10 protein-coding genes and 1 pseudogene are annotated in these 7532 nt (G+C 70.2%); 9 read left to right on the top strand and 2 right to left on the bottom strand.

Annotated elements, in window-relative coordinates; genetic code table 11:
* Positions 1-258 precede the first annotated feature (258 nt).
* The 6 genes from SJ20_RS05825 (at position 259) to SJ20_RS11865 (ending at position 3604) form a co-directional block, all read left to right on the top strand.
* On the top strand, positions 259-666 hold the full coding sequence (locus tag SJ20_RS05825) for a helix-turn-helix domain-containing protein (RefSeq protein WP_044659257.1): 408 nt from the start codon (positions 259-261) through the stop codon (positions 664-666).
* 114 nt (positions 667-780) lie between these two features.
* Positions 781-1149 (top strand): hypothetical protein, encoded by a 369-nt coding sequence (locus tag SJ20_RS05820; protein ID WP_044659256.1) that lies wholly within the window; start codon positions 781-783, stop codon positions 1147-1149.
* A gap of 13 nt (positions 1150-1162) precedes the next feature.
* Positions 1163-1840 carry a hypothetical protein gene (locus SJ20_RS05815; RefSeq protein ID WP_044659255.1) on the top strand — a complete coding sequence of 226 codons (678 nt, stop codon included), beginning with the start codon at positions 1163-1165 and terminating at the stop codon, positions 1838-1840.
* A 4-nt stretch (positions 1841-1844) separates the two neighbouring features.
* Complete coding sequence (locus SJ20_RS05810) at positions 1845-2066, top strand: hypothetical protein (RefSeq protein ID WP_044659254.1); 222 nt, start codon at positions 1845-1847, stop codon at positions 2064-2066.
* Positions 2067-2119: 53 nt separating this feature from the next.
* Positions 2120-2797, top strand: a complete 678-nt coding sequence (locus SJ20_RS05805) for a recombinase family protein (RefSeq protein WP_044659262.1) — start codon at positions 2120-2122, stop codon at positions 2795-2797.
* Between the two features lie 138 nt (positions 2798-2935).
* Entirely contained in the window at positions 2936-3604 is a 669-nt protein-coding gene (locus SJ20_RS11865) for a hypothetical protein (protein WP_131661458.1), read from the top strand.
* On the opposite strand, the gene SJ20_RS05800 is transcribed toward SJ20_RS11865, so the two are convergent.
* Complete coding sequence (locus SJ20_RS05800) at positions 3525-5045, bottom strand: recombinase family protein (protein WP_052833437.1); 1521 nt, start codon at positions 5043-5045, stop codon at positions 3525-3527. The two genes, SJ20_RS11865 and SJ20_RS05800, sit on opposite strands and share 80 nt — an antisense overlap.
* 39 nt (positions 5046-5084) lie before the next feature.
* Between SJ20_RS05800 and SJ20_RS05795 the strand changes: the two are divergent.
* From SJ20_RS05795 to SJ20_RS11585, 3 genes and pseudogenes are all read left to right on the top strand, one after another.
* Positions 5085-5711 (top strand): annotated as a pseudogene (locus SJ20_RS05795) (ATPase, T2SS/T4P/T4SS family); the annotation flags it as partial.
* Positions 5711-6403: a type II secretion system F family protein gene (locus tag SJ20_RS05790; protein WP_235281265.1), complete on the top strand. Its 693-nt coding sequence runs from the start codon at positions 5711-5713 to the stop codon at positions 6401-6403. The pseudogene SJ20_RS05795 and the gene SJ20_RS05790, both read left to right, overlap by 1 nt.
* Before the next feature lie 65 nt (positions 6404-6468).
* The gene (locus tag SJ20_RS11585; protein ID WP_131661456.1) at positions 6469-7011 is read left to right on the top strand and encodes a hypothetical protein; all 543 of its coding nucleotides are present in this window, start codon (positions 6469-6471) and stop codon (positions 7009-7011) included.
* A gap of 171 nt (positions 7012-7182) precedes the next feature.
* Here SJ20_RS11585 and SJ20_RS05780 read toward each other — a convergent pair whose 3' ends face one another.
* Positions 7183-7407: a hypothetical protein gene (locus tag SJ20_RS05780; RefSeq protein ID WP_044659253.1), complete on the bottom strand. Its 225-nt coding sequence runs from the start codon at positions 7405-7407 to the stop codon at positions 7183-7185.
* Between the last annotated feature and the right edge of the window lie 125 nt (positions 7408-7532).

Raw genomic sequence — 7532 nt, 5'->3', positions numbered from 1 at the left:
GTGGGGCGGGGTCGCAGGCCTGGCCCTCAGATAGGTGAAGACGATCCTTCATCCCCCTGACCGGGCTCCCAGTGCCGCCCGCCGCCGCCCGTGGCGCTCCGCATCCCCAGATGTCCGTCTGACGGCCCGGGCTGCCTCGGAGGCACTAGCTCCCACCCGGCCCCGTTCGGCCCTGGAGAGTCCCGCTCCGGCACGGACCCCAAAGACCCATCGCCGCTTCACGCGCGAGGGACCCCATGACACGAGAGGAATACCCCCATGCCCGACTACCCGCGTCCGACCCTGGCCGAGGTGACCGCCGCCGTGCCGGCACCGCTGGCCCACCTGATCTGCACCCGGCTGACCTGGGATGAGGTGTCCGCAATCATCGCCGGTGCGCCGCCGTCCACCCGTGAGGCCGTCGCCACCGGCTGGGGCCAGCTGAAGTTGGCTCAGACGATGTGGGCGCACCAGCAGGCCCAGCGCCCGGCCCCGCGCCCGCTGCCGGAGCCGCCCGCCGAGTGGCTGACCGTGAAGGAGGCCGCTGACCGGGCGGGCGTCGACGTTTCGACGGCCCGCCGCTGGGCGAAGGACGAGCACGTGGAGGCCCGCCGCGTCCGCGGCACCCATCGCATCAACCCCCGGTCCCTGGCGGAGTACATCGAGAAGCGCGAGGGACGCGGCTGAGCGCGCGGCGGGCGGGCCGCTCCACCCCCGCCCACGAGAGTTGAAGTCGAGTGGCCCCGGTCCTTTCTTCCTTTCCGCCGGGGCCGCTCGTTCTCGAATCTCTGAGGAGGGCCCATGACCGAGCAGACCACCCCCAACCGTCTCAAGGATGCCCTCCAGGGCGTCGACCCCGATCAGGCCGCGAGCGCGGAGCGTGTCCGGCGTGCCCTGCGGGGTGAGGCCACGGTCGAGATTGAGCGCATGGCGCGGCTGGGGGAGGCCCTGACCGGGTCCCCCGCTGAGCCCGCCGAGGCCGAGCGGCTGGCCCGTGCCCTCAGCGGCGACGCCCCCCACGCTCCCGCTCAGCCGGGGGAGCCCACTGCCCCGGCTCCGGTGGTCGAGGCCAGGCGCGTTGCCACGGCCTCGACCGGGCGGCGTCTGGGGCGGGTGCGAGAAGTCGGCACCGTGCGCCCGCTCGGTCCCCGGTCCGTCTCCCATCGCTGAAAGCAGGCACCCCGTGAAGCTCACCACCCAGACCTCCGCTGCCGCCCTGAAGGCAGCTACCCGCGCCCACCACGCCGCCGAGAAGATGGAGTCCCAGGCCCGAGAGGCCGAGGGGCGCATCTCCGCGATGGAGGCCGAGGCGGTGGACGCGCTGGTGGCTGACCCGGGTCAGGCCCAGTCCATCACCTCCGCCATCGACGGTCAGACCCGGCTGGTTGCCGCCTACCGCACCAAGGCCGCTCAGCACCGCGCCGAGGCCGCCCGGGCCCTGCAGTCCGCCGCCGCCCTCGACGCCGACGAGCTGGCCCGCGCCGCCGACGCCAAGACCGCCGAGGCCGAGGCTGCCCAGGCCCGCATCGACAAGCTCCTGACCGCCCTGGAGGAGTACGCCGGGGTGTCGTTCGAGGTGGCCCCGGCCAGTCGGGACTTCACGGGGGAGCCCACGAGCTGGCCCAGCACCGTGGCGGAGGACCTGCAGGACGAGGGGATGCTCATGCGGATGCAGGCGGCGTCGTCCCGGTACTACGCCGAGCACGCGCAGGCCCCGCAGACCCTCGCTGAGCTCAACACGGTCCCGGGTGCCAACTACTCGCTGTCCCTGACCTGGGGAGGCCGACTGGACCCGGCAGCTCACTGGTCTCCGCTCCTCCGGTCCATCAACGCCGGCACCGCCCTGACCGGGGAAGGCTGAGCCCGTGCCCTGGGTGAACGGAACGTGGGTGGACGAGCAGCCGGAGCCTCCCGTCTCCGTGCCGAGCGCCCCGGCCCGTACGCCCTCGGACGTCGTGGGGGCGGCGGACCTGCTGGAGGGGATTCTGACGGCGCTCCCGCCTGACGAGGCTGACCCCGTGGACGTGCGACTGCGAGCGCGGCTGCACGGCTACGTCGAGGGCGTGCGGGCGGGGGCCGGGCAGTAGCTCAGGTGGAGAGTTTTACGCGCGGCGCTCCATTAGCGTAAAAATTGCAGCTCATGACCGCCCCCGCTGCCTCCCGCACCCGGCCCCTGGCCCTTGCCTACATCCGCGTCTCGACCGAGGACCAGTCCGAGCACGGAGCCTCTCTCGACGCCCAACGTGCCGCGCTCGCGGCTGAGGCTCAGCGCCGAGGCTGGGACGTCGAGGTGGTGGCGGACGCGGGCCTGTCCGGCAAGTCCCTGAACCGTCCCGGCCTGCAGTCCGCCCTGGCCCGCCTCGACCGAGGGGAGGCGGACGTGCTGCTGGCCGTCAGGCTCGACCGGGTCAGCCGGTCGGTCGCCGACTTCGCCGGGCTGCTCGACCGCTGCCAGCGCCGAGGCTGGGAGCTGGTGCTCCTCTCACCGAACATCGACACCGCTGACCCGGCGGGCCGCTTCACCGCCAACGTGCTTGCGTCTGCCGCGCAGTATGAGCGCGAGCTGATCAGTCAGCGGACCCGGGAGGGCATGGCCCAGCGGAAGGCCGAGGGTGTCCGGTTCGGTCGCCCCAACGAGATCCCCGATGAGGTCCGCGAGCGCATCCTCCGCTTGCGAGCTGAGGGCGTCCGCGTCTCCCACATCGCCCGTGCCCTGACCGAGGAAGGCGTACCGACCGCCCGAGGCGGGGCCGTCTGGCGCTCCTCGACCATCGACCGCGTCCTGGCTCAGGCCGAGCAGATGACCGCTGCAGCCTGACACTCCCTCTCTTGCCTTCTCCGGGACGTTCAGCGCCGAAGGTGACGCGGGCGTACCCAGGCCCCGCGCACGCGGGAGAGGGACGGAGAAGGACGGGGAGGCCCCTGACCGGGTCAGGGGGCATCTACGCTGAGCTGCATGGATCTCGCACAGCCGGACAAGGATGCCCTAGAGGCTGTCGGTAGCTGGATCGGCGGCATCGTGAACTGGTTCGGCACCTTCGACTGGGGTTCCGCTCCGGATTGGGTCGTGGCGGTCGGCACCGTGGGAACCCTTTGGGCTGTGATCTGGCAGCAGCGCAAGGAGGCAAACCGCCTCTCCAGGCTGGAAGCAAGCGAAGCGGACCGTCAGCGCCGCTTGATGGCTCAAAAGGTGATGGTTCACTTGGCCCCGGCCAAGCTAGTGACGGTGTATGCGAATGGGCTCGTCCAGAACCGACCAATGCATAAGGTGACCGTGACAAATGGCGGCGACGCCCCGATCCATGGACTAGCTCTGCACGAAGCAGGCGGGCCGCAAATTAAGTACTACGGAAGCCTGCCTAGCGCCGAGTCCTGGACGCCTGGGGTGACCTCCGAGCAGGCTGGGCCAGACGAGAACGTCGAGATCTCCTTCTTCGACGTAGACGGGCGCGAATGGCTTCTAGACACGATGGGCAACCTCTACGGCGAAGAGTCTCCGGAGTTCCAGTCACGCTGGGAGCCCCGTGCGGGTTCCCCTGACCCGGTCACCCCTCAGTCCAGCTCGCCAGCTCCTCCTGAGACGGCTCAGGCAGCGGCCCCACCTGATCCGGGTGCCGCCAGCTGAACGTCAGGCGTGACTTGTCGAGGCCGCGCCCGGTCCGCCCTCGGACGACTGTGATGCGTTCCAAGGCGTCGTCCAGCACCGCCCGCTGAGCCTCGACGCCCCCGGCCTCAGCCCACGCCTCAGCGAAGAACCCCGCGTCCTCGTACTTCAGCACCGTTCTGGGAGCCTCAGCGCGCTTCTCGTCACGCAGGTCCAGAAGGGCGTCCTGCTGCTCCTGGAGGCGGCGTCGAGCGGCCCGGTCAGGGGCGTCGCGGATCGCGGCGTCGAGCTCGTCCAGCCGCGCCTCGATCTCGGGGAGGGCAGCCGTCCCGCTCTCGTAGACCTCCCTGACCGGGGTCCAGCGGACGTGCTCGCCCTTGGCCCAGAGGAACTGCTCAACTACGTAGTCCTGGATGCGGCTGATGGTCTGGTGGCAGCGGGGGCAGGAGTACGACTCGCGGCCCTGGGTGGTGCCCCGGTGCATGCGGACGGGGTGGCCGTCGGAGTCCTCGCAGTGCCCGCACCACACCAGCCCCGACAGCAGGGCCGAGGTCTTAGCACGGAGGGCGTGGGGCTTGGCCCGGCCAGTGTCGTTGGCATCGAGCGCGGCCACCATCGCCCGCCAGTCCGAGGGGGACATGATCGCTACGGCGGGGTCCACCACCGGCAGGCCGCGCTCGTCGCGGAGGACTTCGGAGCCGCGCATCTTGGAGGAGTTGCCGGGGTTGAACGACACCATGCCGGCCAGCACCGGATTCCGTAGGAGCCGCTCCACCGTCGTGTACGACCAGCCTGAGCCCTCGCGGCGGCGGGACTGCGAGGCGCGGGGGAGCGGGGCCTCGACCTCGTCCAGCCACTGCACGACGGAGTAGAGGGTGGCCCCACCCCTGACCCGGTCAGCCGCCTCACGGACGTACTCGATGCGCTCAGGGTCCTGCGCGAGGACCTTACCGGCCCCGTCAGGGTTGGGGACGGAGCGCCAGCCGTAGGGCACCGCCCCACCCGGGAGCCGCCCGTTCTGGAGCAGGTGCCGCCGGGCGGCGGCGACGCGGGAGCTGATGGCCTCGGCTTCCATCTGCGCGAAGCCCGCCAGCACTCCCGCCACGATCTGCCCCACGGTGGAGGACATGTCGAGGTTGTCGCCGATGGACACCAAGGCACGGCCTCGCCCCTGGAGCGTCTTGACGGCGTCCCAGAAGTCAGTGATGCGGCGGGCCACGCGGTCAATCTTCCAGACCACAACGAAGTCGTAGGGCTGGTCGTAGCGCAGCAACGCCGACCACCCTGACCGGGCCTCAGGGCTGTTGTGCGTGGCGCTGATGCCCTCGTCCGTGAAGACGGCGGCGACCTCCCAGCCGCGAGCGGCGGCGTACTGCCGGGCGGCTTCGAGCTGACGCTCAATCGAGACGGACTCCTCCGAGGTGACGGAGATACGGGCGTAGATGACGGCGCGGTGGGGCATGGAGCTCAGCCTAGCCGTGAACATACTTGTTCCCCGCCTGGTGCCACCCAGGCGGGCAAGACCACCCTGCTCAACTGTCTGGCCTCGGCCATCGGCCCGCGGGAGCGCGTGATCACTGTGGAGGAGATCTTCGAGCTGCAGATCCCGGTGCGCGACGTCGTCGGGCTGCAGTGCCGCCAGCCGAACCTGGAGGGCCACGGCGAGATCCCGCTGCGCCGCCTCGTCAAGGAGGCGCTGCGGATGCGCCCGGACCGCCTGATCGTCGGCGAGGTGCGCGAGGCCGAGGCACTGGACATGCTCGTCGCGCTGAACTCCGGCCTGGCCGGCATGTGCACGATCCACGCGAACTCGGCCGCGGACGCGCTCACGAAGCTCTGCACGCTGCCGCTGCTGGCCGGGGGGAACATCTCCCGGGACTTCGTCGTCCCGACGGTCGCCACGTGCATCGACGTCGTCGTGCACTGCGAGCGCGACCGTCAGGGCCGCCGGCGAGTGCGGGAGATCCTCACCGTCGGCTCACGGGTGGAGGGCGGGGTCATCGAGACGTCGGCGCTCTTCCAGCGCGACGCCGAGGGCGACCTGCGCCTCAACGAGGGGGCGAACCTGGAGTTCGAGGCGCTCGCCCGTCGCGGCGTGGACGTCCACGAGCTGGTGGGGCTGCGCTGATGGCCGCGCTGCTGGGGCTCGCGCTCGGCTGCGGCCTGTTCCTGCTGTGGTGGTCCCTCTGGTCCCCTCCCACGGAGAAACCCGAGGCCGCCCGCCCCGACTCGCGCCTGCGTGTGCTGATCGCCCAGTCCGGCATCCAACGCCTCAGCCCGGCCGGTGTCCTGTCCGCCATGGCCGTCGGCGGTCTCGTGGTCGGGCTGCTCGTCCTGTCGCTGACCGGCACGTGGACCATCGCCGCGTGCTTCGCCGTCTTCGGGGCGGCCGTGCCCTGGCTGCTGCTGTCCTGGCAGGCCCGTCGGCGGTCCACGGCACTGCGCGAGCTGTGGCCGGACGCGATCGACCACGCCCGGTCGGCCATCCGCGCGGGCCTGACTCTCCCGGAGGCGCTCATCCAGCTCGGGGAGACCGGGCCGGAGGGGCTGCGCGAGCCGTTCCAGCACTTCGCCCGGGACTACCGGGCCGGAGCCCGCTTCGTGGACGCTCTGGACCGGCTCAAGGCCCGGATGGCCGACCCCGTCGCGGACCGCCTGGTGGTCTCGCTGCGCCTGACCCGCGAGGTCGGCGGCGCCGACATCGGCCGTCTGCTGCAGACCCTCTCCGAGTTCCTCCGGCAGGACGCCCGCATCCGCGCCGAGCTCGGGTTGTTCGTGGAACTGATGGGTCCGCGTGATCTCGCCGTCCACGCGGCCTGATCCGAGACCGACCCGCAGGCCATCCCAGCTCTGATCTGGCAGGATCCCATCCATACGCAAGGCACTTGGAGGCAGTGGTGGTCAAAGAAGCGCTCTCGGTTGCAGTCGTGGACAACTCCGTGGCGGACCACTGGGATCAAGCGCGCCTGGAGTGGCGGATCGTAGGGTCTGAATACGATCCCGAGGCGGGTGGAACCTGTATCTGTGGCAAGCAGCGGATCGCGGATCAGTTCACGATTGAGAATCCCCAAACGGGGATGACGCTCTTTCCGATCGGGAATGAGTGCATCAAGCTCTTCGACCGCCCTGACTTCGATGAGCGTTCGCATTTGCACCTGGATGCCAAGCGGAGTCTCCGAGCTCAGGGGCTGAACGCCGGGACACTGGATCTCAAGAGTGTGTCGAAAAGGGTCATCGAGGCATCTCTGCGGGCCGGCGTCATCAACGAGTGGCAGTGCGGGTTCCTGATCGACATGAAGGGCAAGCGCCGTCCGCCGAGCCCCAAGCAAGAGGCGAAGATGGTCGAAGCGCTCGGACAGATCGCGTCCGGCTTGGATTCGGGCGTCATGGCTCTCCCGAGTGATTCGGGCGATGAAGATCGACAATGAGCAGTCTCGGGGCTAACGAGCTGCGCACGCCCAGCCCCGACGAGGTCGCCGCCGCGCGCACCTCCAGCGGCGGATGGACGAAGGCTTAGCTGGCCGCCTGGGGCGTGTCGTGGCCGCCGCCGAAGGGATGGCGAGCCGAGCTCGAGGAGCGGTGGCGGGCTGCGGGAGGCGTCAGCTGACGTCGTCGCCTAGTTGCTTGGCCAGCTCTGCTCGAATCGCCCCGCGGTCCAACTGGACACCCTCCCGCGCGAACACGGCGCAGTATGCGTCGGTCCGCTCGTCCAACGTGCCTTCCCGCGAAGCGGCTGCGCTGGCCTCGTCCGAGAGTGGGTCGAACTCAACCTGGAGTTCACTCTCGTACTTGCTCCATTCGCGCTCATTGAACTTGATTCTCATGTCCTAAGCCTACGAGTCAGCCTCAGCTCAGCACAGACTTATCGTGTCCGCTCCGCGGGCTACGGTCGCAAGGCCGTCGGCAGCTCCGAGCCGGCGCATCTACGGTCAAGTCCCTGGAAGTGGTG

It is taken from the genome of Micrococcus sp. MS-ASIII-49 (genome assembly GCF_000946635.1).
Lineage (GTDB): Bacteria > Actinomycetota > Actinomycetes > Actinomycetales > Micrococcaceae > Micrococcus > Micrococcus luteus.
Note: the sequence above shows the minus strand (reverse complement) of the source record. Positions and strands in the feature narration are given on the sequence as shown.

Excerpts from the sequence above, each read along its gene's own strand:
- SJ20_RS05800 (WP_052833437.1), bottom strand. The coding sequence starts at position 5,045 with ATGCCCCACCGCGCCGTCATCTACGCCCGTATCTCCGTCACCTCGGAG.
- SJ20_RS11865 (WP_131661458.1), top strand. The coding sequence starts at position 2,936 with ATGGATCTCGCACAGCCGGACAAGGATGCCCTAGAGGCTGTCGGTAGC.
- SJ20_RS05805 (WP_044659262.1), top strand. The coding sequence starts at position 2,120 with ATGACCGCCCCCGCTGCCTCCCGCACCCGGCCCCTGGCCCTTGCCTAC.
- SJ20_RS05790 (WP_235281265.1), top strand. The coding sequence starts at position 5,711 with ATGGCCGCGCTGCTGGGGCTCGCGCTCGGCTGCGGCCTGTTCCTGCTG.
- SJ20_RS05825 (WP_044659257.1), top strand. The coding sequence starts at position 259 with ATGCCCGACTACCCGCGTCCGACCCTGGCCGAGGTGACCGCCGCCGTG.
- SJ20_RS05820 (WP_044659256.1), top strand. The coding sequence starts at position 781 with ATGACCGAGCAGACCACCCCCAACCGTCTCAAGGATGCCCTCCAGGGC.
- SJ20_RS05780 (WP_044659253.1), bottom strand. The coding sequence starts at position 7,407 with ATGAGAATCAAGTTCAATGAGCGCGAATGGAGCAAGTACGAGAGTGAA.